Here is a 25,403-nt window from a genome sequence, read left to right on the forward strand (position 1 = left end):
ATCAATTCTGAATTTCTATTCTCAATTATATTAGAACTCTTGTCCCAGTACGAAGTGGAACTGTCCGCCACCACGCTGCCAGCCACCACTATAGTAGACCTTGTCGAAACCGTAGGCCCAGTCGATACCCATCAATCCAACCATTGGCAGATAGAGACGTACGCCGAAGCCTGCGGAGCGTTTCATGTCGAAGGGATTGAAATCGCGTGTCTTAGCCCAAGCATTACCACCTTCGAGGAAGCCCAGTCCGTAGATGGTGGTGTTACCCAACATAAAGGGATAACGCAACTCGAGCGTGAAGCGGTCGTAGGCATAGGCATCGTAGGAACTATAGCGACTGCCTGTCCACTCTCCACCCATGACATAAGCCGTTGATGAGATAGAACCGTTGTCATATCCGCGCAGACCAATGGTCTCTTCTGCATAGCTGGTAGAATAGCCACTCATACCGTCACCACCCACATAGAAGGTCTCGAAGGGTGACTTCTTATTCTTATTATAGGAGCCTAAAAGTCCAAACTCCACACGTGTCATCAGCACGAAGCACTTCTGTCCACTGCTAAGGGCGGTATAGGTGCGGTTCTTAAACTTCCACTTGTGATACTCCACCCATTTATATTTCTCAGCCTGCTCGTTCTGCCAACGGTCGTAGTCATTGTTATAAGTGGTCTGCGTGGCCAAATTAGCATAGTCTTTGCCATCGAAGAGTGACCAAGGCGGGGTGAGTGATACAGACACCATGAACTCTGAACCCTGACGCGGGAAGAGGGGGTTGTCCGTCGAGGTACGTGACAGAGCCAGACTCAGGTTAATATTATTACAGTTACCATTAGAGATAAGGAAATACTGCCAGTCTTTCAGCATATAACGTTGATATGCCAGCGTGGTTGACAACTGGAAGTAGTCATCGGGCCAGCGCAGACGCTTACCCCACCCTAACGAGACACCAATAAGTTGAATATACTTGTCATCGTCGAGATAGCTCTCATAGTTATTGTAATAACCATTATTATAATAACCCATACCTGAGTACATATAGCTCAGGGAGTTGAGATAGGCCGAGTTGTAGTAGTTGCTCGACACGTCGGTCTGCTTAGAGTAATAGACACCGACGCTGAGGGCGTTAGGACGCTTGCCACCAAACCATCCCGTAGAATAGCTGGCGTTATAAGAACGATAGTAACGACCGTTGGTCTGGAAATTCAGTCCAATCTGCTCGCCATCACCAGCAGGCAGGAACCCACGATGTAACTTATTCTTACCCAACAAGTTGCGTAAAGAGAAGTTGTTGAACTTGATACCCACACGACCAATGATACCTGTCTGACCCCATCCTAACGACAGTTCCAACTGGTCGTTGGACTTCTGTTCGAGATTCCAGTCGATATCAACGGTACCATTCTCATAGTCGGGCTTCACATCGGGAGATACCGACTCTGGGTCAAAATAACCCATCGACGCAATCTCACGGGCAGAACGCATAATAGCCTCCTTGCTGAAGAGGTCACCAGGCTTGGTACGCAATTCACGACGTACCACTTCCTCGTAAAGACGATCGTTACCATAGATGTTCACCTTATTGAGGTGGGCTTGAGGACCTTCCTGGATACGTACCTCCACATCGATGGAGTCACCTACAACATTGATGTCGGTGGGTTCAACGTTGGAGAACACATAACCATTATTATAATAATAGTTGTGTACGGCATCATCGTCTTCAAACAGGCGCTTATTCATGAGCTTCTGGTTATAAACATCGCCGCTCTTCATGCCCAGCAGGCCATTAAGATCATCGGTATTGAACACCGTATTACCAGCCCACGAGATGTTGCGCAAGTAATATTTGTCGCCTTCATCAATGTGAAACAGCACACTGACATGTTTCTCATCCACATTCCACACAGAGTCTTCGATGATGGCGGCATCACGGAATCCCAGCTCGTTGTAATAGTCTATGAGGTTGCGCTTGGCTTCTGCATAGCGTTCTGGGGTGAATTTCTTCTTCGTCTTAAAAAGGTTCTTCAGCTTGCCAGCCTCATGAAGGGTCTTCAGGGCACTCTTGGAAAAGAACTGTCCTTTAATCTGACTATCGGATAACTTATCGTTGCCCTCGAGGATAATCTCCTTGACACGCATCTTGTCTTTCTTGTCAATATAAACGTCAAGAATCACTTGGTTCTTGCCAGTGATATCATCACTCTGGCGGATATCAATCTCAGCATTCTTATAACCTTTGTCATCGAAATATTTCTTTGCCAGGATGGTGGCACGGTCAATGACATTCTTGGTGAGACTGGTACCCTTAGCCATTCCGAGTTTGCTTTCCAAGTCAGAACGTTCGCCCTTCTTGACACCATGATACTGAATATCACTGATACGTGGACGCAGAGACAAATGGATGCAAAGATAAACTTTCGAGTCGACAATAGAGTCGGCAGTGATTGATACTTCTGAGAACAGGCCGTGCTTCCAATAGCGCTTCACTGCCTCTGTGATTTCACTACCCGGCACTTCGATGGACTGACCCACATAAAGCTGAGACAGGTTTATAAGCACAACATCCTCGTAGTCGTCGACACCTTTGACGGTGATACCTCCAATCTCACACTGACGCGGTGTGCCGGCATATGAGATATCGGGATTGACAATCTTGTTTTGCGCGAAGGCTCCAATAGGCGTAAAGGCAAAAAGGCAGAAAGGCAGAACACCCCTCACCAATCCTTTTACCTTATCTATGATACTAAAACAGATCACTTTATTATCTTCTTTATTTCTTTTTTACTTTTCACTTTCCTCCTCTTCCACCTGAGCCTCTGTCTTTCCATAACGACGCTGGCGACTCTGGAAACTCTCTATAGCCTTGTGAAGCTCTTTTTCATCAAAGTCAGGCCAATAGGTGTCGCAGAAATACAGCTCTGAATAGGCTATCTGCCACAACAGATAGTTGGAGATACGCACCTCGCCGCCTGTGCGGATGAGCAAGTCGGGGTCGGGCATGAAGTTGGTGCAGAGATGCTGGCTGATAAACTCCTCGGTGATATCTTCGGCGCGGATGCCACCCGTCTTGATGTTCTTAAAGATGTTCTCGGGAAGTTCATCCATGTCATGTACCTCACTGACAATCTGCTTCACAGCATTGGTAATCTCCCAGCGGCTGCTATAGCTTAAGGCTACTACCATGGTCATGGCATCGTTCTTGGCTGTATGTTCCTCTGTCTCGTGCAATTTCTGCTGCACAGCATCGGGCAGGCGCTTGACATCGCCAATAACGCGGAAGCGGACATTGTTCTTCATGAAGATCTCATCCTCCAGCGAGCTAAGCACCAGTCCCATCAGGGCTGCCACCTCGTTGTCGGGGCGATTCCAGTTCTCAGTAGAGAAGGTGTAGAGCGTGAGGAACTTCACACCCAGTCGGGTGCACTCTGAGGTGATGCGTCGCACGGCCTCTACACCAGCCTGATGGCCGAAGGTGCGCTCCTTGCCACGCTCCATGGCCCAGCGACCGTTGCCGTCCATGATAATGGCAATGTGCTGTGGTATGCGGGTCATATCTAATTGATTATTCATAATCACTATATTGTTTTCTTATTCTCTGTCGTTATGACATGTCTTGCATTTCTCCAGAAACTCATAGGTCAGTGCGACTTGTATGGTGGAGTAGCAGTCGGTATTTTTAAACAGTTCGGTGCTTTTGATGCCGTAAGGGTCGCGAATGCCATCAAGCTTGTCGCTGCCCGAGATGTGCATCATCCACTCTAACGAGAGGTTAAGTCGACTCTGCAACTTATATTTCACACCGAAGCCGATAGGCATTTGAAAAGCCACTACCGACTCATCTGCCTTGGCGAAGGCCAGACCAGCGCCTAGGGCGATATAAGGAGTGAGAGGCTTGGCGCCATAATATTCGCGTCCCGTGCCATAAGGCCAGAAGTTATACTCGAATTTCAGGCTGAGGTCGGCCAACTTTGTCTTGAAAGACACTGGCTCCATAGCACCGGGCTGGTCAGCAGACTCTGGATACCAGGTGTTGGCATTCTTCGAGTAGCCTTTCAACGTTCCATAGTTCAACTGTGCACTCCATGCCACCCTTGGGTTACTCTTGTATTTTGCCACAATACCACCCATGGGTTGGAAGTCTTTCAGCAGGCTGCCGTTGAAGTCGCCCAGATAGTTCATGAGACCTACGCCAGCTCCAATCTCCATCTTATACTCCGGCTCGTCCTGTGCGCAAACAGCTGCTGGCCTTATAACGGCTAGCAGCAGAAAGCAGATGCTCAAGATGGACGATGAAATGGAGAATTTCATGTAGGCAGTGGTATGAGGTTTAACGTTTCCAGACCTGTCCGGCATTGGTCACCAGCCAAAGGTTACCCTGTTTATCGGCAGTCATGGCGAACGCTGTGCCTTGGATATCGCTAGGCAGTTCGTAATTGCTATTCTGATGCCAAGTGAGACCTTGGTCACGTGAGGTGTAAACAATTTTGTTACTGCCTAAAGCATAAAGCACTTTATCAACATATGCAATCGACAGGTTGTTCTGCTGAGGCAATACGAAATAGTTGCCGGCCTCAATGGGCATGTACACCCATTGACCTCCCTTGTAATCGCCACCATACTGACTGACTTTGCGCCAGAAGCACACATCGCCCTGTTGGTTGGTACCTGCCATCAGCACGAAGTCAGCAGAATCGATAGGAGTATAATTCCAATATGTCATGGCAATCTGGCTGGTAGGCAGCAAGGAGGCATCCTCGTCGAGAGCCTCATCCTGCCAAGTGACGCCATTGTCAACAGAGTGTTTCATCTTTCCATCGCTACCCTTTGCAAAAAGCTCGGCAGAAGCAGAACCCAGCAAGAGGCTGAGGTCGGCTGTGGCGACATCCTGCCAGTTGTCCAGGTCACTAGATTGCTGCACCTTGGTGCCATTCATTCTGTAGGCAATGCCATCTTTCACCACAACACCTCGATCAACCAATCTGACGCTGTCGGCAAAAGCAACGAGAACCTTGTCTGCCCATCCTTCAAGTGCTGTCTCAGTAGCCGTCTTCTTCCATCCCAGCTTCATACCATCGGTCTTACTGACTGTGAGCGTCATGGTGTAGTCACGCTCATAGGTCAAATCAGATGAGTATACACGAATAATACGGGGAGTCGTGAAGTCAATGGAGTCATAGGCGCTGATGAGCGCATATTTGCCATTGGAAGGATCTTTCATCGTAGCGATACTGTTATTCTTGGTTGAGATACTGCTGAGAAGCACATGGGCAAGGTCTGTACCTTGCGGCAGTTCAATATTGTTGTAGATGAGGTTGTTGACCTGATCTACAGTCATGTAATAATTTGAACCTGTCAACACCGTCTTGATAATAGTATCATTTCCTGTGTTTGACGATGTGGTTTGTGTATAGCAGTTCAGAGAACCTAAAGTGATGGCAGTGACAGCCGCATCGCTATAGGCTACATCAGAGTCCGTGTCATTGTCTTTGAGGCACGATGTGACTGTCAGCGAGAGTGCGAATAGGATGTACAGCACCCGATAATTTCTTTTCATTGAGTCTTCTTTATTCAATTTTGCCTGCAAATTTACGCACAAAAAAGCAAAAAGCGGCCAAAATGACCGCTTTATTAAATAAAATATATCTTTATAGCCTATATTTTAAGTTGTTTTTAGGTTTGTGCGCGCGATTTTGCGTCCAAAACCATATTTTTTAGTGTTTAAACTTGTCGGTTTTCACTATCCTGACGTCGCTGGTATCGGCAGAACGACCAAGTAAGAAGCGATCGATAAATGCCTGAACCTCTGGCACCTGACTATCGGGTAGCTGACAATGTCCATGACCGTCAACAATACTCCACCCCATGCGGTCAGCTACGCCAAAACGCTCCCAGACCTTACGGGCTGCCTGTGCAGAGGGCAACATAGCTTCATCGGCCAGCCATTTATAGTCGGGGTTGCCCAATAACAGCAGGGCACGAGGGAAGACGAGCGCACACAACTCATGCTGGTCATAAGGCAGGCGATAGACCGAGTCACCATGGAAATTCTCGAGCTGGCTCTCCTTAAACCAGTGATAGTCTGTTCTGTCAAGGCTCTCCACTTCATCCAGAGTGTGTGATACACGCCAGGCAGCAGCACCACCGCCACCAGGTTCTTGAGCAATAGTCAGCGCCACACGTTCATCGAAAGCACCGCAATAAAGGGCCATCTTTCCGGCATACGAACAACCCGTAACACCAATATGCTGAGTGTCAATCTTCGTTACTTCAGGACCTAATTGCTGCAGTCCGTCGATGATACGGCTCAATCCCCAAGCCCATTCGCTATAAGCGCCATTGTCCTTCAAATCAGGATAGAGACGGTCGAAATTATGTTCTCCTCTTTCATGGTGGCGGCCAAACTGTCCGTAGTCGTTCACTTGTTTTTCGTGGAACACCATTGTAGCAATGGGTCTATCATCAAACAGTTTTCTGGGCAGGGAGATACCACTGGTGCCTATCATAACAGCATAAGGTGCCTGACCTGTTTTGGGATAACGAATCTCTGAACGCAAGGTCAGTGTCTGTCCATTGACAGTAACATCGACTATCAGCGTGTCACCATCCATGCGAGCCTTCACCTGCTCGGGCTTCACCGCAGGTTTCTCTCCAATGCCGTAATGCTGAATCTGGGCTGCGATCTCAGCACGGCGTTTGCCCCAATCTTTATATTTCTTAACACCTTTCAGAGGATCGGGTAACTCTCTAATAATGGGCAGTTTGTCTACGGAAGGCAGGGCTGGTTTCTTGTAAAGAGCAAAGGTATTCTCCGCTTTAAAAACCAGTGGTACTTCAGGTTCATCAGCCATACCCGACAAGGGTGCCATGGCCAGCAATAATTTGATGATTGATTTCATAAAGATGTTATTGGTTGATATTATTTAATTAAAATCTTCTTTCCGCCTTTGAGATAGATACCTGGTCGTAGAATCTTTTGATGCACCTGACGGCCCAACAGGTCGTAAGTCGCAGCGTTTTCTACAGGATCATTGTTAATAGCCTCAATACCAGTAATATCCTCATTAGTCAGATAGATATCTTCCATCTTAAGAGTAACTACTGCAGTACTATAGAAACTGACGATACAAACATGTGACGGACTGATTTTACGACCCGAACGCACCATATCGTTAAGGTCTATATATACCATCGTATCATTCTTGCCGATTGTCTTGCTAAAATAGCTGGAAGACGAAGCATCGTTCTGAGCGAAGATGCGCACTGTGCAACTTTGCTTCTGGACAGGTTCCTTAAGCTTGATTACCAGATACTTATAATCAGACATGTCTGCACCTGCATCATATGCCCAACCTATCTGCGATGTGGCTTTCATGGAGAATGTGCTGTCTGCCTCAGTGAAACTGGCATTACCCTTGAAAAGGGTCAGACTCTCCTGCTTGAAGGGGAAGAACTTCACGTCGAGCATGGTGGTATCCTTCTTCAGTTCGTTGCGCAGGAAATCCATATAAATGACTTCGACAGCACCACTACCCTCATACTTGGGCGAAAGGACGCCATTATTGATAACAAGGTCTTCACTATTGAAAATCAGACTTCCAGACACGTCTTCCTTATGATTATCTTTGAAGGTAGCCGTGGCAGAAATGTTATGGCCTATGTACTGACCGGGCATAGCCGACATGCTTTCAGGCACTTCCATGTTGACACTCTTTGCCAGATAGAAATTCTTATAACCATAAGTCAGATTATAGGCTGTGTCACAAAGCAGCTCCTTACCCATCAACTCAAGGGCGGCAAAAGCGTAGCGCTTACCCAAGATACGATAGCCCAGGGCACTAAAGTGCCAAGGATCCTGACCATTGCCAGGCAGTCCTTCGGAACTGATGACATGCGAAGTGGGAACCACGCTGGGCATACGATCCACTTGCACGTTATGACCATAACATGAACCACCATTTTCCTGACGCAGGGTCTCACCAACGAACAGGGGGACACTGTCGGCAGAAAGACCGAGGTCTGTCAACATATCGTTATAGATTTTCTTGACCATATTGGGCCAGTTAGGGTCTCCGTTGTTCGAGCAACCCTGATGCAGCAAGATACCCTTAATGACACCCGATTCCTGTGCCTTCTTGGCCATGTCGATGAGACGTCCATAGGGATTACCGCCGTAATGGTTTTTGGCAATCTGTGCCCACCACTCATTGGGGTTCTGGTTCAATTTCTGCTGGTATTTGTCTTTATCGAACATCTCAATAGGACTACCACCCATGGCCACAGCTACCACACCCACCTTCACGTCGGCAGGAAGGGCGGCTACCATGGTGCGACCAAAATAATCAGTGGGGCCGAGTTTGCCTACCGGACTGACAATTGGACATTTGGCAACATACCACTTTCCCAAGGTACGCGACGGCGAGGAGAAGTTACAGGTAGCCAGCATCTTAAATCGTGGGTCCACGGAATTATCTATTGACTCCCATTGAGCATTGCCTTCCATGTTTGACTGTCCGAAACACAGGTAAATATAAAAGTTGGGATCTACTTCGGCGTTAGCCTTTTGTGCTTGTGTGGCTCCCATCAAAGTCAGGGCACCCATAGCGATTGCAAGTATTGGTCGTTTCATATTTATTAGTGATTTGCGTTATTGATGAATGACGGTGCAAAATTACGAAGAATCCTTGATTAATGATTATTGTTTTGTTTCATGCATTATTACAATTGTCGCATATCACCCTTTTGCACAGGTTTATTCTTTACCCCTTTTATCATTATGAGACAAAAAAAAAGAGCGCGGTATGAATCGCTCACCCCGCGCTCCTTTCAACGAATGTTGGTGTTCATCAGAGTAACAATACTCAGAATAGTGGAAATAGCCACTAACGCCAACAGACTCGTTGTCTGTAAATCTAATAACATAATCTTTACCTTAAATCTATTAACTACTAACCTAATGAATAACGTGCGTAGTCGTCACGACTACAATACAAAGGTAATACTTTTTTGACAATCAAACATGCTTTTGTGCAATTTGTTTGCGCAAACAGCATGAATTATTGATTTATGTCAATTTCTCTCTTTGTATATAACCTTATTGGCGCCACTAGTAATTTTTAGGGCTTCTGGATGCTCCTTGATGAAAGAATCAATATGACGTACACGTTTTTCTTCAAGAACCTCATCCATTGCTATAAGGATACCTGTCTCTTCCACATCACCGAAGCCATAGTTAATGGCCGTGCCAAAGAGCTTCATGGTAGGAGAAAGGCTCATATAAGCATTAACCAATGGAGGTATATTATAACCCAATGCACGAATTCTCTGATTGAGGATGCGATAATCCTCCTTGAAATCATTCTCAGTAAAGATGGCTGCGAGCTCACGCTCATCAGTCTCAATCTTCAGCGGCTTAAGAGGAATAACCAATTCGTCTTTATCAGAAAAATGCTTCTTTAGGAAATATAGAATCATGTCACGACCTTCACGTATATAACTTGGATACATGGTCATCTTTCCGAAGAAATACTTCACATTGGGCATGATGACAGTCAATGCTCCAAGGCCATCCCACAGGTTGTCGAGGGCAAACAGACTTTTGGCACCCATCTTAGAACTCTGATAAGGCAAACTAACAAACGAGCGACCCAACTCGATGGTATATGGCATGTATTCCTTGAGGAATTTTTCTGAGAAGTGGAACATATGACTAGTTGCCAAAATAGGCTGTCCATTCTCATCAAGTTGCCATTTATTTCCCTCCAAATAACGATAACCACCAATAATCTCCTCAGCCTCTGGATTCCACACGATGAGTTGCTTATAACAATTATCACAAGTATCGAATTCATCGATATCCACTTCCTTGCCAGTACCTCCACCTGCCTCACGGAAAGCAATCTCACGCAAACGTCCAATCTCTTGCATCACATGCGGCGCATTATGGGCCGTAATGATGTAGATTTTGTTGTTGCTCTTGTTAGTCATGCGCAACTGAAGGTCGGGTGTCAGTTCCTTTTTCAGAACATCTACAGGAATCGGGTCAATAATTGGCTGTTCCATCGTTTTAATTGTTTGCTTTGAGTCTTATTTATGGGAGTTTATATACTTCTTCTTTAACAAAATTTGCCCATTCCATCGATGTTTTCTCACTAGTAAACGTCTGCCAAGGTATGGGCTTGCCAATCGTTATGGTAAATGTATTACCCGTGTTTTTAAACATCTCATCAACCAAAAACAGCATCGCAATATTCACTTTCTTTATGTGACGATCGCAGATGTTTGAGAGACGGTAAAAGAAATTGCTGTTGCGGCCTTCGAAATAGATAGGAACAACATCTCTATGGGTCTCTATACTCTTGGTAATAAATGTTTTTTTCCAATCCAAGTCACGGATAACACCATTTCTACGACGTGAACAAAGTCCAGCGGGGAACATCAGGATATGGGTATCACCCTTGAAGCCCGCCTCCACCATAGCAGGAAAGTCACGTCCGTTCTTGCCAGTCTTATTGATAGGAATACAAAGTGGAGCCAGACCTGGGAGGTTCATGAGAAGATCGTTGACCAAATAACGGAAGTTATCATCATAATGCTCACCAATGACAGAACCAATAGCCACACCGTCAATACCACCTAAAGGATGGTTGCTGACAAAAGTATAACGACTCGGATCATCCTTAGAAGGCAGATTCTCTATTCCTTTCACCTCGATACGTACCTTTAGGAAATCAAGTGTGGCTTTGAGCCATGGCGTACCTTTCAAATCGCGGCTTTGCCATAGATGTTCATTAATCTGATCTTCATGAACAATATGTTTCAGCCACCACACCAAAGGACGTGGTACCCATCGGGCTTTCTTACCCATCTTGTTTTTGAGAATCTGGTCTATGTCAATCGTCTTCTCCATCTACTTCTATTCTATAGACTATAGAAATTGAACTGCAAAATTACAGAAAAACTTTTGCTTTCGACATTTTTTTTTATTTTTAATGTACATTTTTACACATATTAAGTTCTCGTGTTGCATTTTTGACATTCATAATCATGCAAACTGCATTGCACAAATATTGGCAAATGTGTAAAAAACAGGGGCCGAAATGGGTCAGGAATAAAAAAAATAATATTTTTATAAAAAAAAGTGGGGAATTGTGGAGGAATGTGGGGGAAAATGATTAACTTTGCACCGAAGTCTCATTATAATATGGAACGTATGCGATTTTTAGGTAATATAGAAGCCAAAATAGATGCCAAAGGACGCGTCTTTCTACCTGCCACTTTCCGAAAAGTGTTGCAGGCAGCAGGCGAGGAGGTATTGGTGATGCGCAAGGACGTACACCAGAAATGCCTCGTGCTCTATCCGGAAAGCACCTGGAATCGCAGAATGGACGCTCTTATACAGAAAGTCAACGAATGGGACGATGTAGGACAACAGGTATTGCGCCAGTATGTTTCCGAGGCTGAAGTAATGTCGCTTGACGGCAATGGACGCTTCCTGATACCTAAGCGCTACCTGCAAATAGCTGACATCGTACAGGGAGTCAGATTTATCGGCATCAATGATGCCATCGAGATATGGGCTGTAGAAAAGACACAGCAACCGTTCTTGCCGCAAGAAGAGTTTGCGGAAAAGCTGAAAGCAATCATGACAACCACCCAATGACAAAATGGTTAAGACAGCAGAGACGTATCACATTCCTGTCCTTTTGAAGGAAAGCGTCGACGGGCTGGACATCCAGCCCGACGGCATTTATGTAGACGTTACTTTTGGCGGAGGTGGGCACTCTCAGGAGATACTCAGACGACTGGGGGGAAACGGCCATCTTTATGGCTTCGATCAAGATGCCGATGCAGAGTTAAATATCGTGAACGATGATAGATTCACCTTTGTTCGCAGCAACTTTAGATATCTGAAGAATTGGATGCGCTATTATGAGGTGGAGCAATTAGATGGACTACTAGCCGACCTGGGAGTATCATCACATCATTTTGATGACGAGTCACGCGGTTTCTCGTTCCGTTTCGACGCGCCGCTTGATATGAGAATGAATAAACGTGCTGGGATGACGGCCGCAGACATAGTAAACACATACACGGAAGAGCAACTGGCCGACGTGTTCTACCTTTATGGAGAACTGAAAAATGCTCGCAAGCTAGCTTCTTCCCTCGTGAGAGCAAGACAGGAGTCGCCAATTACTACCACAGGACAACTGTTGGAGTTGACGGAAAAACTCTTTGCCAGAGAGCGAGAGAAAAAAGAAGAAACAAAACTGTTTCAAGCGCTACGTATAGAGGTAAATCACGAGATGGACGCCTTGCGAGAAATGCTGAAAGGAGCCTGTCAATTGCTGAAGCCAGGAGGTCGTTTGAGTGTCATCACCTACCACTCGTTAGAAGACCGTATAGTGAAAAACGTGATGCGAGCTGGCAACGCAGAAGGGAAGGTGGAACAGGATTTCTTTGGAAAGACTAAATCACCATTACACCTTATTAATAATAGAGTGATAGTACCCTCGGCAGAAGAGTTGGAACGCAACCCAAGAAGCAGAAGTGCAAAACTGAGAATAGCAGAAAAAATATAATAAAGATGAAGGAAGAAAACAACGAGCTACAAATGACCGTTGAGATTGGCAGCGAACAGTCTCAGCCAGAGTCGTCATCTGCCAATCCGGCTCAAGATGACAAGCTGGAGGAGGCACAAGCACAGGAAGATACATCATCGGCCCTTCAGCGCATCAAAGAGAAGGTGAGCGAGGATGATACAGCACCTATAGGCTCACTGTCATTGAAGCAGATTGTTGGTGGTGACTATCTGTTTATAGCGGTCCGCCATCATATATGGCTCATTATGCTCATTGTGTTGTTGTGCACGGTATATGTTGGTGTGCGTTATCAATGCGAACAGGATGTACTCGAGATAGACCAACTGGAAAAAGATTTAGTAAATGCGAAATACAAAGCCATGTCTAGTTCAAGCAATTTGACAGAGCTATGCAGACAAAGCAATGTGCTGAAGGTGTTACACGAGAATGCGGACACACTCCTAATGATGAGTGACCAGCCGCCGTATATCATTGATGTGGACGAGGATTAAGAAAAGGAGAATAGAGAATGAGCAAATTTAACAGCGAAAAGGTGCTGCCGCGATATTTATTCCTGGCTGTGATGCTAACCATTATCGGGTTGGCTGTTGTCACAAAAGCAGGAATAACGATGACGGTTAAAAAAAGCTACTGGGAGACGGTGGCTAAGCGTTTACGCAGCGATAGCGACAGCGTACGTCCTAATCGTGGTAATATATTGAGTAGCGATGGTCAGTTGTTGGCCAGCAGTATACCCGAATATAAGATTTTCATGGACTATCAGGCCGGTAGCAAAGAGGATACTGCCTGGGCACGAAAGCGTGATAGTATCTGGTATGCCGACCTTGACAGCCTGTGCATTGGCTTGAATCACATTTTCCCCGAATGGACCCCTGAGCAGTTCAAGGCTCGACTGGAAGAAGGAAAACATAAAGAGATTACCAACTCCAAGACTGGTGAAAAGACCATCGGTGCACGCCACTGGGCAGTATGGCCTAAGCGCATCAGCTATAACACCTATTGTGAGGTACAAGAATTGCCGTTCTTTAACATGCCGTCAAACAAAGGCGGTTTCCATGCAGAGAAGTTTGAGGCCCGTCGCCGTCCCTTCGGCTCGTTAGCAGAGCGTACCATCGGTGATATTCGAAGCTTTGAGGGTGGAAAAGATACAGCCCGTTTCGGCATAGAATTGTCATATGACTCTATTCTACGTGGCAAGTACGGCATTGAGCGTAAGGAGAAGGTATTGAACAAGAAGGTATCCTTTACCGTGAAACCTCCCGTTGATGGAGCTGATATTGTGACGACCATCGACGTAGGCATGCAAGACCTGGCAGAGCAAGCTGTTATTGAAGGTCTGAAGAAATGGAACGCATCAATGGGTGTCGCAATTCTGATGGAAGTGAAGACTGGCGATGTGAAAGCCATTGTGAATATGCGCCGTGGTGCCGATGGTGAATATCACGAGCAGTTCAACGATGCCATCAGCTATCGTTGCGAGCCTGGCTCTGTGTTTAAGGTAGCATCATTCCTCGTGGCACTCGACGATGGCGTCATCCCTGGCGACACCAGTTTCCAAATACCTACCGGTAATGGTATCATGAAGATGCATGGTGCCAACATGAAAGACCATAACTGGCATCATGGCGGCTACGGTACCATCAATGTGGCCCGTGCCTTGGAGGTAAGTAGTAATATTGGCGTGAGCTACGTGATTGACAAGTTCTATGGATCTAACCCCACGAAATACGTGGAGGGGCTGTATCGTGTAGGTATCGGTCAGGATCTGAAGTTGCCTATTGTGGGTTATCTGCCTCCCAATATCCGCATGCCGGACACGAAGACCAGCAACAAAGCCTTATATTGGAGTAAGACGACGCTGCCTTGGATGAGTATTGGCTACGAGACCCAGATAGCACCCATTAACACCGTGACATTCTATAACGCCATTGCCAACAATGGCCGCATGATGCGTCCACGTTTCGTGAAGCAGTTCCTAAAGGAGGGACAGGTGGTGTATGAGACGCAGCCCGAGGTCATCAAGGAACAGATAGCTAAACCGCAAGCCATCAAGACGATGCAGACCATCCTGCGCCATGTGGTGAGTCAAGGTCTGGGAAAGCGTGCAGGCTCTCATTCATTCCAGGTATCAGGAAAGACTGGCACAGCCCAAGTGGCAAAGGCAGGCGGCTATAAGTCAGGCACTGTAGAATACTGGCTGTCGTTCTGTGGTTACTTCCCCTCAGACGATCCACGTTATACTTGTATTGTATGTATCAAGAAGATGGGGTTGCCAGCCTCTGGCGGCTTGATGTCGGGTGGCATATTCCATCATATCTCTGAAGGCGTTATGGCCAAGAGTCTGAAACTGCGTGTAGAGGATGCACGCGACTCTTTGTTAGCATTTGCACCTGACGTTAAAGGCGGCGACAATGCTGCATCAACATACATATTGAACGAGCTGGGCATCAAGAATGCTGCTACTCCAGAAACACCAGTCAAAATAACAGAAGGCAAGATGCCTGATGTAATAGACATGGGAGCCCGTGATGCCATTTACCTGTTGGAACGTCAAGGGGTGAAAGTACAGTTGCACGGCATGGGACGTGTTAAACGTCAAAGCATCGCCGCCGGCAGCGAGTTAAAACAAGGTATGGTTTGTGTATTGGAACTACAATAAAGAACTATGGATATGAAACTAAGTGAACTACTGAGAAATGTTGAGGTTACTACTTTGGAAGGATCTTCCGAAGTAGGGATTACCGCTGTTGACATAGACTCCAGACAGGTTAAAGAAGGACACCTGTTTGTGGCCATCAAAGGCACACAGACCGATGGTCATCAATATATCTCAAAGGCTGTTGAGCAAGGAGCCGCTGCCATTCTGTGCGAGGAGATGCCTGCCGAGAGGAAGTCAGGCGTCAGCTATATTCAAGTACCTTCCACCGAGACTGCTATTGGTCCTGTGGCAACGACTTTCTATGGCAACCCCACCTCAAAGCTGATACTTGTAGGTGTTACCGGCACCAACGGCAAGACTACCATCGCCACCTTATTATATAATATGTTCCGCAAACTGGGCTATAAGTGCGGGCTGCTCTCTACTGTATGCAATTATATTGAAGACGAGGCTGTTCCTGCCAGCCATACCACCCCCGACCCTATTGAGCTGAACAGCTTATTGGCTCGAATGGTTGCAGCTGGTTGTCAGTATGCATTTATGGAGTGCTCCAGTCATGCCATCGCCCAGCAACGCATTGGTGGACTTAAATTTGCTGGTGGCATCTTTACGAACCTGACACGCGACCATCTGGACTATCATAAGACAGTCGAGAATTATCGTGATGCCAAGAAAGCCTTCTTCGACATGCTGCCAAAGGGTGCTTTCGCTATTACCAACGCTGATGATAAGAACGGACTTTATATGGTTCAGAACACCAAAGCACAGGTAAAGACCTATAGCATTCGAACCATTGCCGACTTCAAGGCCCGCATCGTGGAATGTCACTTCGAGGGAATGTATCTGGAGGTTGACGGACACGAGGTTGGCGTGCAGTTCATTGGCAAGTTCAACGTCAGCAACCTGTTGGCTGTATATGGTGCTGCGGTGATGCTGGGTCAGAAACCCGAAGATGTACTGCTAGTGCTGAGCACTTTGAAGAGTGTGGCAGGTCGCTTGGAGCCCATTCATTCGCCTGAGGGCTATACAGCTGTTGTCGACTATGCCCACACCCCCGATGCATTGGAAAATGTGCTGAAGGCTATCCACGAGGTGCTTGACGGCAAGGAAGGAAAGATTATCACCGTTTGTGGTGCAGGTGGCAATCGCGACAAAGGCAAGCGTCCGCTGATGGCACAAGAAGCCGTTAAGCAGAGCGACCGTGTGATAATCACCAGCGACAACCCCCGTTTCGAGGAGCCGCAAGATATTATCAACGACATGCTGGCCGGTCTGGACCAGAAACAGATGAAGAAAGTCATCAGCATCGTAGACCGTAAGGAAGCCATCCGCACGGCCTGCATGATGGCAGAGAGAGGCGATGTGATTCTCATTGCCGGCAAGGGCCATGAGGACTATCAGGAGATTAAGGGTGTGAAACATCACTTCGACGATCGCGAGGTGGTGCGAGAAATCTTTGGATTGTAATAGTGTCATAACGAAATAACGAAAATATATGCTTTACTATCTGTTCCGGTTTTTAGAGCAATTCAACATCCCAGGTTCTCACCTGTGGAGCTACATTTCGTTTCGTGCGCTGTTGGCTCTCATCCTCTCGCTGGTCATCTCGGCATGGTTTGGTGAGTTCTTCATCAAATGGATGAAGCGCCGTAAGATCTTTGAGACAGAGCGCGACCCCGCCATCGACCCCTTTGGCGTGGAGAAGAAAGGTGTGCCCACCATGGGTGGCATCATCATCATTGTCAGCATTCTGGTACCTGTGCTGTTGCTTGGCCGAATCCGCAACGTCTATCTCATTCTGATGGTAATAACCACCATCTGGCTGGGATTCCTGGGCCTTATGGACGACTATATCAAGATTTTCCGTCGCAACAAGGAAGGCTTGAAAGGAAAATACAAGATAGTGGGTCAGGTGTCTATCGGTTTTATCGTCGGACTGGTGCTATACTTGAGTCCTGATGTGGTGATGCGCGAGAATATCAGTGTACCTCAGCAGGAAAACAAGACAGAGATAGTAAAGCACGAAAGCGAGGCGCATAAGTCGCTGAAGACTACCATCCCATTTACCAAGCATCATAATCTGAGTTATTCTGAGATTATGTCATTTGTAGGAAAGCATAAGGTTGCTGCCGGATGGATACTCTTTGTCATCATGACCATCATCGTGGTGACAGCCGTTTCGAATGGTGCCAACCTCAATGACGGCATGGACGGTATGTGTGCGGGCAATTCTGCCATTGTGGGCGTAGCCCTGGGCATTCTGGCCTATGTGTCGTCACATATAGGTTATGCCTCCTATTTCGATATCATGTACATCCCCCATAGTGAGGAACTGGTAGTCTTCCTCAGTGCCTTTGTAGGTGCCATGATTGGTTTCCTGTGGTACAATGCCTTCCCTGCCCAGATTTTCATGGGCGACACAGGCTCCCTGACCATTGGTGGCATTATCGGTGTATGTGCTGTGATTATTCACAAGGAGTTGCTGTTGCCCATCCTCTGCGGCATCTTCTTTATCGAGAGTCTAAGTGTTATCATCCAGACGCAGTGGTTCAAGTTCATGAAGCGCAAGGGACAGCGTGTTCGTGTGTTCCGTGCCACACCTATTCACGACAACTTCCGTAAATTGGATAAGCAACTCGATGCTACGTCGCGATATATCCTGAAGGGCTGGCCTCACCGTCCCTTCCACGAGTCAAAGATTACCATTCGCTTCTGGATTGTCACCATCATTCTGGCAGCACTAACCATCATAACATTGAAAATACGATGAAAAGAATAGTTATTTTAGGAGCAGGAGAAAGTGGAGCCGGAGCAGCTGTTCTGGCCAAGAAAGAGGGTTTCGATGTGTTCGTTTCCGATATGTCGAAGATTGCCCCTCGTTATAAGCAGATGCTTGATGACCATCATATTCTGTGGGAGGAAGGTCAGCACACCGAGTCGCTGATACTGAATGCCGACGAGATTATCAAGTCGCCTGGCATCCCCGAGACAGCACCTATGGTGGTGAAAGCCAAGGAAAAGGGTATTAATATCATTAGTGAAATTGAGTTTGCAGGCCGTTACACCAAATCGAAGATGATCTGCATCACTGGCTCTAATGGTAAGACCACCACGACTTCGCTCATCTATCATATATTCAAGAAGGCAGGCTACGATGCCGGTCTGGCTGGCAACATCGGTAACTCACTGGCGTTGCAGGTGGCCGAGGATCCACACGAGTATTACATCATTGAGCTGTCATCATTCCAGCTCGACAATATGTACGACTTCCGTGCCAACATCGCCATCCTGCTCAACATCACCCCTGATCATCTGGACCGTTATGGTTTTGAGATGCAGAACTATGTCGATGCCAAGATGCGTATCATCCAGAACCAGACAGCACAGGATGCCTTCATCTATTGGAATGACGACCCCATTATCCAGCGCGAGTTGAAGAAATACGACATACAGGCCATCCAGTATCCATTTTCTGAACTGAAGGAGAAAGGCTCTATCGGCTATATCTCTGAGGGCGAATATACCATCGAGCAGCCCGAGCCTTTTAACATGGAGCAGGAGCAGCTGAGCCTGACAGGCCGTCATAATATCTATAACTCCCTGGCTGCTGGTATCGCTGGCGATATCGCCGGTATCAAAAAAGACGTTATCCGTCAGAGTCTGAGCGACTTCCCTGGTGTGGAGCATCGTTTGGAGAAGGTGGCCACCGTTCGTGGTGTGCACTATGTCAACGACTCCAAGGCTACCAATGTCGATGCCTGCTGGTATGCTCTCGACTCTATGAAGACCAAGGTAGTGCTCATCGTGGGTGGCAAGGACAAAGGCAACGACTACGACCCCATCAAGCCACTCATCCGTGAGAAGTGCTCTGCCCTAGTCTATCTGGGGGCTGACAATCAGAAGCTGCACGATAATTTCGATGCGCTGGGACTGCCCGTTCGCGACACCCATTCTATGAAAGATTGTGTGGCCGCCTGCTACGAGTTGGCTCAGCCTGGCGAAACAGTACTTCTTTCCCCCTGCTGCGCCTCGTTCGACCTCTTCAAGAATATGGAGGACCGCGGTGAACAGTTCAAGGAACTAGTGCGCTCACTATAGGCCCATTAGCCCATAAGGCCCATAAAATAAGAAAAAGAAAAAATGGAAAAGAAAATAGGCAATCTCTTCAAGGGCGACAAAGGTATCTGGACAGTGTTCCTTTTCCTGTGTCTCATCAGCGTTGTCGAGGTCTTTTCGGCTTCGAGCACGCTGACCTATAAGACCCATAACTACCTGAGTCCGCTCATCTATCACTGTGGCATGATTCTCGTGGGAGTCGTCGTAGCCATCGTCACGCTAAATATCCCGTGCCGCTACTTCAAGCTCATCACGCCACTCATGCTACTGATTACCTACGCCACCCTGCTGTGGGTACTCATTGGTGGTGAGAGTATCAATGGCGCCAACCGCGTCATTCAGTTGCCGGGCTTCACGTTCCAGCCTTCCGAGATTGCCAAGGGTACCATGGTTCTGACGGCAGCACAGGTGCTGAGTGCCATGCAGCGCGACGACAATAGTGGCGCTGACCCCACCGCCATGAAGTATATCCTATGGCTGGTGGTTCCCGCTACCCTCCTCATTGGTTTGGAGAATCTCTCTACCGCCATTCTGCTCTTCAGTGTCATCTTCGTCATGATGTTCCTGGGCCGTGTACCCATGAAGCAGATGGGCAAGCTCACTGGTGTGCTGGTACTGCTGGCAGGTTTGTTCCTGGGATTGGTCTTCTGGATGGCCAAGCTCGACAAGGAAGGTCAGGCTCTGGAGCAGGCTGAGGCCAACGGTCAGACCGAGCAAGTGGTGAAAATCGACAAGAAAGACAAGTCGGCATGGGAGAAACTGACCCACCGTTTCTGGACGTGGAAGAACCGTATTGCCGGTAAGGAGGATAACGACGTGCCTGCCGAAGAGTATAAGGTGACTGACAAGAACTTCCAGGTAACTCATGCCAATCTGGCCATCGCCACCTCAGGCATCATAGGCAAAGGTCCTGGAAACTCCGTTGAACGCGACTATCTGCCACAGGCCTTCTCCGACTTCATCTATGCCATTATCATCGAGGAGATGGGACTAATAGGCGCCATCGCCGTGGTGTTCCTCTATGTCATCTTGCTGTTCCGCGCTGCCCGCATAGCCAGTCGGTGCGAGAACAACTTCCCCGCCTTCCTCGTCATGGGTCTCACACTCTTGCTGGTGTTCCAAGCCATCATCAATATGTGTGTTGCTGTCGACTTCGGCATTGTCACCGGACAGCCTCTTCCTTTGGTGTCTAAAGGTGGCACCTCTACTATTGTTAACTGTGCCTATATAGGAGTCATCCTCAGCGTTAGCCGTAGTGCCAAGCGCAAGGACCTGTCAGATAAAACTCAAACGGTGAAAGCATGAAAGAGTTAAGAGTCATCATCAGTGGAGGCGGAACCGGTGGACATATATTCCCCGCCGTCTCAATAGCCAACGCCATTCGCGAGTTACGTCCCGATGCCAACATCCTTTTTATCGGTGCTCTGGGACGCATGGAGATGCAACGTGTGCCACAAGCTGGCTACAACATCAAGGGTCTGCCCATCCGTGGTTTTCTCCGTCCGTTGTGGAAGCCCGCCAATATCGGCGTGGCCCTCGACTATCTGAAGAGCAAACGCTTGGCCAAGCAGATACTGCGCGACTTCGGGCCACAGGTGGCTGTGGGTGTTGGCGGTTATGCCAGCAGTGCTGCTCTGGGAGCAGCTAACAGCCTTGGCATTCCCACGCTGATACAGGAGCAGAACAGCTATGCCGGTCTGGCTAACAAGAACCTGGCATCAAAGGCCAGCAAGATATGTGTGGCCTACGAGGGCATGGAGCGTTTCTTCCCTGCCGACAGGATTATGATGACGGGCAATCCCGTACGCCAGTCATTGCTTAACACCACCATATCACGCGAGGAGGCCTTGAACACCTTTGGTCTGAAAGCCGACCGCAAGACCGTGCTGCTGGTGGGAGGCAGTCTGGGTGCCCGCACCATCAACGAGAGTGTTCTTTCCCATCTCAAGGAGATAGCAGAGTCTGGTCTGCAGTTCATCTGGCAGACAGGTAAATTCTATAGTGAGCAGATTGCTGCCGAACTCAAAGAAAAAGGACAACCCGAGAACCTTCGCGTGATGGACTTCATCAGCGACATGGGTGCCGCCTATCGTGCTGCCGACCTCGTTATCAGTCGTGCCGGTGCCAGCAGCATCTCCGAGTTCTGTCTCATCGGCAAGCCCGTCATTCTGGTGCCCAGCCCTAATGTGGCCGAGGATCATCAAACCAAGAATGCGCTGGCGCTGGTCAACAAGGATGCCGCCCTCTATGTGAAGGACGGCGAGGCCAAGGAGCAGCTCATCCCACTGGCCATCAAGACAGTGGGCGACGACGCCCTCCTGAAATCGCTCAGCGAGAATGTGCTGAAGCTGGGACTGCCCGACTCGGCACGTATCATCGCTCAGGAAGTATTGAAACTTGCAAAAGCAGAATAAATAAACTATCATGGAACTGAAAGATATTAAAGCAGTATATTTCATTGGTGCCGGTGGTATCGGCATGAGTGCCCTGGTGCGCTATTTCATTCATAGCGGACTGGTAGTGGCAGGTTACGACAAAACACCCTCAGAACTGACACGCCGCTTGGAGAAAGAGGGCGCGCTGATTCATTATGAGGAGAACATCGACGAGATTCCCCATCTGTGTAAGAATCCTAAGCACTGCCTTGTAGTTTACACTCCCGCCATCCCTGCCGAACACAAAGAACTGCAGTATTTCCGTGACAACGGCTTCGAGATTCAAAAGCGAGCCCAAGTGCTGGGCACCCTAACCCGCCAAAAGAAAGGACTCTGCGTAGCAGGCACCCACGGCAAGACCACCACATCGAGCATGTGTGCCCACATCATGCACCAGAGCCATCTGGACTGCAACGCCTTCCTCGGCGGCATCACCAAGAACTACGGCACTAACTATATCGTCTCCGACTCCAACTATGTTGTCATCGAGGCCGACGAGTTCGACCGTTCCTTCCACTGGCTCTCGCCCTGGATGACTGTCATCACCTCTACCGACCCTGATCATCTTGACATCTACGGCACCAAAGAGGCCTATCTCGAGAGTTTCCGCCATTATACCGAGCTCATACAGCCCGGTGGCGCTCTTATCATCCATCGCGACCTCGAGATGAAGGAGCACCTGCAAGAGGGTGTGCGCCGCTTCGACTATGCACTCACCGAGGGTGATTTCCATGCCGAGAACATCAAGATTGAGAATGGCGAGATAACATTCGACTTCATCTCACCCATCGAGAATGTACGCAACGTGCAATTGGGACAGCCTATACCTATTAATATAGAGAATGGCATCGCCGCCATGGCTATGGCTCAGCTGGCAGGCTGCACGGCAGAAGAGTTGCGCTGCGGTATTAAGACCTATGGAGGTGTTGACCGTCGTTTCGACTTCAAGATCAAGACCCCCAATCTGGTGTTCCTCAGCGATTATGCTCATCATCCCAAAGAAATCTATCAGAGTGCACGCAGTATTCGCGAGCTCTATAAAGACCGTCATATCACCGCCATCTTCCAGCCTCATCTCTACACTCGCACTCGCGACTTCTATCAGGACTTCGCCGATGCGCTGAGTCAGTTGGACGAGGTGATACTGACAGAGATATACCCTGCACGTGAACAGCCTATCGAGGGTGTCACGTCAAAACTCATCTTCGACCGTCTGGCTCCTAACGTCGAGAAGCAGCTTGTCAACAAAGACGATGTACTGCAGTTGGTGAAGAGTCGTTCGTTCGATGTACTTATCGTTCTTGGTGCTGGCGACCTTGACAACCAGGTGCCCCAGATTGCCAGGATACTCAACAGCAAGAAGAAATAAAAACAGAACGTGTTAGGAATGAGCTGGAAAAAAGTTGCATTGGTACCCTTAGCCCTCCTGCTGGCTGCCTATATGGTGCTGGCTATGACTGCCTTCAACAAGCCCGATGAAGAGCAGATATGTCAGGGAGTGGACATCCATCTGGAAGAAGATATTGTCGAAGGATTCCTCTCTGTCGACGATGTGAAGCGCATGCTGACCCTGGATCATATTAACCCCCAGGGACGGTCCATGCCTCAGGTCAACCTGCGTCTTATCGAAGAGACGCTGCAGGCCAAGGAGCTCATCGAGAACGTGGAGTGCTATAAGGGTCAGGAAGGTCAAGTGTGCATCAACATCCGCCAGCGCATTCCTGTCATCAGGGTGATGAACAACAGCGGTGAGAACTTCTATGTCGACAGTCACGGCAAACCTATGCCTGGCACCGACTATCCCTGCAACCTGATAGTGGCTACAGGTCATGTCAGCAAGCCTTACGCTGAGAAATGGCTCACCCCTATTGCTAACATGGTGCTGCGCGACCCCTTCTGGAAGAACCAGATTGTGCAGCTCAACGTGCTGGCCGACGGTTCCCTGGAGATGATTCCCCGCGTGGGCAACCATGTGGTCTATCTGGGTCAACCCGTCGATATTGAAAAGAAGCTGAAGCGTCTGCGTCAGTTCTATGCCAAGGCCCTCAACGTCATTGGCTGGAACAAATACAAGCGCATCAACGTGGAGTTCAGTAATCAAATAGTGTGCAAAAGGAAATAAAAAACCAAATAGAGTATGGCAGAATTTAAGGATTTTATTGTGGCAATTGAGCTCGGTTCAGCAAAAGTGACGGGCATTGCCGGACAGAAGAAACCCGACGGCAGCATCTCGGTGCTCGCCCTGGTCAGGGAAGACTCGTCTTCGTTCATCCGCAAGGGTGTGGTTTACAACATTGACAAGACGGCGCAGTGCCTCACGTCCATCATCAAGAAGCTGGAGGCGCAGCTGCAGACGCGCATCACCCAGGTCTTCGTAGGTGTGGGCGGACAGTCTATCCGTAGTGTCAAGAACACTATTACGCGCGACCTTCCTGCCGACACCATTATTACGCAGGAGATGGTTGTTGAACTGATGGATGCCAATCGCGGCATGGATTATCCTGACAAGAAGATTCTGGATGTGGCTGAACAGGAATATCGCGTCGACACACAGATGCAGATGGACCCTGTGGGCATCCGTGCCACACGTCTGGAGGGCAATTTCCTGAACATCCTCGAGCGCACATCGTTCTTCCAGAACCTCAATCGCTGCTTCGAGACGGCCAACATCAAGGTGGCCGACATGTATCTGGCTCCCCTAGCCCTTGCCAATGCCGTACTCACCGAGACGGAGAAACGTTCCGGTTGTGCGCTGGTCGATATCGGTGCCGACACCACCACCGTCTCTGTCTTCTCAAGAAATGTGCTGCGCCATCTGGCTGTCATACCTCTGGGTTCTAATAATGTCACCATGGACATCGCCTCGCTGCAGATGGAGGAGAGCGATGCCGAGCAGATGAAGCTGAAGTATGCGGTGGCCTATACCGAGAACAGCGAGATTGATCCTGAACTGAAATACTCTATCGATGCCAACCGACAGGTTGATAGCCGCCGCTTCATCGAGATTGTCGAGGCACGTGTCGAGGAAATCATCGAGAACGTGCGCTATCAGATACCTTCCGAGTATTACGACAAGCTGCTGGGCGGTATCGTCATCACTGGCGGTGGCTCTAACCTGAAGAACATTGAACAGGCCTTTGCCAAGTACACCCATATCGAAAAGGTGCGAGTGGCCAAGTTCGTCACCACCACCATCAACACCAGCAACGAGCAGCTCAAGGCCCACAACGGCATGTACTGCACCGTACTGGGACTGCTGGCCAAGGGCGACATCAACTGCGCAGGCAACTATATCGACCCCAACGGCAACTTGTTTGAGGAACACGAGCAGCAGCCCGTAGCCCAGGAACGTCGTCCCCGTCAGATTGGTGATCTTGAGACAGGCACCATCCGCACGGCTCGCGAAGAGGAGCTGGCTGCCGAGGAGGCTCGCCGCAAGAAGGAAGAGGAAGAGCGTCTGCGCCGTGAGGAAGAGGAACGTCAGGCCGAGGAGGAGCGCCGTATCCGTAAGGAGAACAGTTGGTTTACCAAGTTCAAGAAAGGCCTCACCAAGTTCGGCAAGGATATTGTCAGCGAAGAGTAACAATTAAAAAACAA

Annotated in this window: 20 protein-coding genes; 12 read left to right on the top strand and 8 right to left on the bottom strand. The window is 48.4% G+C overall.

Translation table 11 applies throughout. The features are described 5' to 3' along the window. Positions 1–30 precede the first annotated feature (30 nt). The 8 genes from Q0R57_RS01090 to Q0R57_RS01125 form a co-directional block, all read right to left on the bottom strand. Complete coding sequence (locus tag Q0R57_RS01090; RefSeq protein ID WP_294743393.1) at positions 31–2,715, bottom strand: POTRA domain-containing protein; 2,685 nt, start codon at positions 2,713–2,715, stop codon at positions 31–33. A gap of 63 nt (positions 2,716–2,778) precedes the next feature. Beyond that, positions 2,779–3,567 (bottom strand): isoprenyl transferase, encoded by a 789-nt coding sequence (locus Q0R57_RS01095; RefSeq protein WP_294743059.1) that lies wholly within the window; start codon positions 3,565–3,567, stop codon positions 2,779–2,781. A gap of 18 nt (positions 3,568–3,585) precedes the next feature. Continuing rightward, positions 3,586–4,305 carry a DUF6089 family protein gene (locus Q0R57_RS01100; RefSeq protein ID WP_294743060.1) on the bottom strand — a complete coding sequence of 240 codons (720 nt, stop codon included), beginning with the start codon at positions 4,303–4,305 and terminating at the stop codon, positions 3,586–3,588. 19 nt (positions 4,306–4,324) lie between these two features. Further along, a complete protein-coding gene (locus Q0R57_RS01105) occupies positions 4,325–5,551 on the bottom strand; it encodes a DUF6242 domain-containing protein (protein WP_294743061.1) in 1,227 nt (408 codons plus the stop codon). 157 nt (positions 5,552–5,708) lie between these two features. Next, entirely contained in the window at positions 5,709–6,893 is a 1,185-nt protein-coding gene (locus Q0R57_RS01110; protein WP_294743062.1) for a hypothetical protein, read from the bottom strand. 20 nt (positions 6,894–6,913) lie between these two features. After that, positions 6,914–8,623 carry a sialate O-acetylesterase gene (locus Q0R57_RS01115; RefSeq protein ID WP_294743064.1) on the bottom strand — a complete coding sequence of 570 codons (1,710 nt, stop codon included), beginning with the start codon at positions 8,621–8,623 and terminating at the stop codon, positions 6,914–6,916. A 440-nt stretch (positions 8,624–9,063) separates the two neighbouring features. Then, positions 9,064–10,056 carry a GNAT family N-acetyltransferase gene (locus tag Q0R57_RS01120; RefSeq protein WP_294743066.1) on the bottom strand — a complete coding sequence of 331 codons (993 nt, stop codon included), beginning with the start codon at positions 10,054–10,056 and terminating at the stop codon, positions 9,064–9,066. A 28-nt stretch (positions 10,057–10,084) separates the two neighbouring features. Next, positions 10,085–10,903 (bottom strand): 1-acyl-sn-glycerol-3-phosphate acyltransferase, encoded by an 819-nt coding sequence (locus Q0R57_RS01125; protein WP_294743068.1) that lies wholly within the window; start codon positions 10,901–10,903, stop codon positions 10,085–10,087. Positions 10,904–11,206: 303 nt separating this feature from the next. Between Q0R57_RS01125 and Q0R57_RS01130 the strand changes: the two genes are divergently transcribed. Genes Q0R57_RS01130 through ftsA form a run of 12 tightly spaced genes read left to right on the top strand, consistent with a single transcriptional unit; the run spans position 11,207 to position 25,389 of the window. Continuing rightward, a complete protein-coding gene (locus tag Q0R57_RS01130; RefSeq protein WP_294743394.1) occupies positions 11,207–11,656 on the top strand; it encodes a cell division/cell wall cluster transcriptional repressor MraZ in 450 nt (149 codons plus the stop codon). Positions 11,657–11,660: 4 nt separating this feature from the next. After that, positions 11,661–12,575, top strand: coding sequence for a 16S rRNA (cytosine(1402)-N(4))-methyltransferase RsmH (gene rsmH, locus Q0R57_RS01135; RefSeq protein WP_294743071.1), 915 nt, complete (start codon positions 11,661–11,663; stop codon positions 12,573–12,575). 5 nt (positions 12,576–12,580) lie between these two features. Further along, on the top strand, positions 12,581–13,087 hold the full coding sequence (locus Q0R57_RS01140; RefSeq protein ID WP_294743073.1) for an FtsL-like putative cell division protein: 507 nt from the start codon (positions 12,581–12,583) through the stop codon (positions 13,085–13,087). 17 nt (positions 13,088–13,104) lie between these two features. Beyond that, positions 13,105–15,255 carry a penicillin-binding protein gene (locus Q0R57_RS01145; protein ID WP_294743075.1) on the top strand — a complete coding sequence of 717 codons (2,151 nt, stop codon included), beginning with the start codon at positions 13,105–13,107 and terminating at the stop codon, positions 15,253–15,255. 12 nt (positions 15,256–15,267) lie between these two features. Next, entirely contained in the window at positions 15,268–16,722 is a 1,455-nt protein-coding gene (locus Q0R57_RS01150) for a UDP-N-acetylmuramoyl-L-alanyl-D-glutamate--2,6-diaminopimelate ligase (RefSeq protein ID WP_294743395.1), read from the top strand. 28 nt (positions 16,723–16,750) lie between these two features. After that, on the top strand, positions 16,751–18,025 hold the full coding sequence (locus Q0R57_RS01155; protein ID WP_294743077.1) for a phospho-N-acetylmuramoyl-pentapeptide-transferase: 1,275 nt from the start codon (positions 16,751–16,753) through the stop codon (positions 18,023–18,025). Further along, complete coding sequence (murD, locus tag Q0R57_RS01160; RefSeq protein ID WP_294743080.1) at positions 18,022–19,353, top strand: UDP-N-acetylmuramoyl-L-alanine--D-glutamate ligase; 1,332 nt, start codon at positions 18,022–18,024, stop codon at positions 19,351–19,353. Before Q0R57_RS01155 ends, murD begins: the two co-directional genes overlap by 4 nt. Before the next feature lie 42 nt (positions 19,354–19,395). After that, complete coding sequence (locus Q0R57_RS01165; protein WP_294743082.1) at positions 19,396–20,676, top strand: FtsW/RodA/SpoVE family cell cycle protein; 1,281 nt, start codon at positions 19,396–19,398, stop codon at positions 20,674–20,676. Then, positions 20,673–21,785, top strand: coding sequence for an undecaprenyldiphospho-muramoylpentapeptide beta-N-acetylglucosaminyltransferase (gene murG, locus Q0R57_RS01170; RefSeq protein WP_294743084.1), 1,113 nt, complete (start codon positions 20,673–20,675; stop codon positions 21,783–21,785). Before Q0R57_RS01165 ends, murG begins: the two co-directional genes overlap by 4 nt. A gap of 10 nt (positions 21,786–21,795) precedes the next feature. After that, positions 21,796–23,175, top strand: a complete 1,380-nt coding sequence (gene murC, locus Q0R57_RS01175; RefSeq protein WP_294743086.1) for a UDP-N-acetylmuramate--L-alanine ligase — start codon at positions 21,796–21,798, stop codon at positions 23,173–23,175. Between the two features lie 18 nt (positions 23,176–23,193). Then, on the top strand, positions 23,194–23,928 hold the full coding sequence (locus Q0R57_RS01180; RefSeq protein WP_294743088.1) for a cell division protein FtsQ: 735 nt from the start codon (positions 23,194–23,196) through the stop codon (positions 23,926–23,928). A 15-nt stretch (positions 23,929–23,943) separates the two neighbouring features. Then, on the top strand, positions 23,944–25,389 hold the full coding sequence (gene ftsA / locus Q0R57_RS01185; RefSeq protein ID WP_294743092.1) for a cell division protein FtsA: 1,446 nt from the start codon (positions 23,944–23,946) through the stop codon (positions 25,387–25,389). Positions 25,390–25,403 lie beyond the last annotated feature (14 nt).

The sequence above is a fragment of the uncultured Prevotella sp. genome, assembly GCF_946407605.1.
In the GTDB taxonomy this organism is placed as follows: Bacteria; Bacteroidota; Bacteroidia; order Bacteroidales; family Bacteroidaceae; genus Prevotella.